A 1,348-nucleotide genomic window follows, 5' to 3' on the forward strand; every position below is an offset into this window, starting at 1 on the left:
GGGCCTTGCCGGTCGCGGCGGCACTGGCGGCGGCACTGGTGGCCGCCGCGGTGGCGGCCGTGGTGGCCGCGGTGTCGCTGGAGCTGTTGTCCGGCCCGCAGGCGGAGGTGGCGAGGAGCGTCAGCGTCAGCGCGGACGCCCCGAGGGCGGCTCGCGCGGTGCGCTGGGTACGGCGTATCGATGACATGGACGTTCGTTCCCCCGTGGATGTCGGCCCGGCGTCGTAGCGGCGCCCGCCGGGTCTTGCGCAGAGGAGTATGTCATCAACCGTCAGACCCTCGCACATTCGGTCGAACTGGTGGATACGGGCCACCTCGCGGCTCTTGGTGGAGTGGCGTCGTTCGGGAACGGTGGGTCTGAGCTCGGTCGGTCTTCTTGCCGGGGCCGGCGGGTTTTCGTGGCCGGCGCAGGGTTCAGGCGAGGGCCGGCGCGGGGTTCGGGCGAGGCCCGCGGGGTTCAGGCGAGGCCGGTGACGGCGTCGCCGACGTAGCTGGTGCCGAGGACGGCCAGGACCGTGGTCGTGATCGCGGCGTGGTGGGCGGCCGTCCAGGCCTTCCACTCGTCGAGCGTCCGGGCGGAGCCGTCCCCGCGCAGCAGGCGCGCCGCGAGCGGCAGCAGCGCGCACAGCGAGCCGAGGAACACCATGAGGGCGGCGGCCACGGCCTTGCCCGCGCCGTTCGCCGTGCTCGCGGCGATGGACGCGGCACCGCCGACGGCCAGGACGAGGTTCTTCGGGCTCGCGGCGACGAGCGACGCCCCGAGCGCCGCCGACCGCGGCGCGGTGTACCGGTGCACCGAGCGCATCCAGCCCGGTGGCGCGGTGACGTGGCCCTCGCGTGGCCGGTCCCGCCACTGCATGAGCGCCAGCAGCACGAGCAGCACGCCCAGCGTGAGCTTGAGCCACCACGACCAGGTCGGCTCGCCGCCCTCGGAGCCCAGCCGGCTCCCGCCGGCCACGACGATCGCCGCGATCGCGCCCAGGGTGGCCGTCCAGCCCGCTGTGAGGGCGAGCGCGTTGGCGCGCCCGCGCGGGGTGGCCGGCAGCAGGATCACCGCGATCAGCGGCTGCGGGCTGATCGCGATGCCCGCGGCCGACACCAGCATCGCACCGACTGCCTCACCCATCCCCGCTCCCGCTCTGGACGACGGGGGGCTCCTGCGTCCCCTACGTCCATGGTCCGCCCCCGGCGGCGGGTGGGCACGGGCTCGCCCCAACGCCGCCACCGGGCAGGAAACGGCCGGGGGGCGTGGCGAGCGCGGGTCCCCGCGCCCCCCCCGGGGGGTGGGGGCGAGGGCCGGGTGAGTCGGGGGCGGCAACGAAGTCGCCCACGTGGCGAGCGGGGGACGG

At 76.0% G+C, this 1,348-nt stretch carries 2 protein-coding genes; both read right to left on the reverse strand.

Annotation, left to right across the window (positions count from 1 at the left end):
• Positions 1–187 (reverse strand): hypothetical protein (locus tag AB0O00_RS39745; RefSeq protein ID WP_363659536.1); only part of this gene is annotated, 187 nt, incomplete at its 3' end.
• A 269-nt stretch (positions 188–456) separates the two neighbouring features.
• On the reverse strand, positions 457–1,125 hold the full coding sequence (locus tag AB0O00_RS39750) for a GAP family protein (RefSeq protein WP_363659537.1): 669 nt from the start codon (positions 1,123–1,125) through the stop codon (positions 457–459).
• Positions 1,126–1,348 lie beyond the last annotated feature (223 nt).

Origin of the sequence: Kitasatospora sp. NPDC093558 (assembly GCF_040683475.1) — a bacterium.
GTDB lineage: Bacteria > Actinomycetota > Actinomycetes > Streptomycetales > Streptomycetaceae > Kitasatospora.

What these genes read in the sequence shown, in the direction of transcription:
- AB0O00_RS39750 (WP_363659537.1), bottom strand. Translation starts at nt 1,125, where the DNA reads ATGGGTGAGGCAGTCGGTGCGATGCTGGTGTCGGCCGCGGGCATCGCG.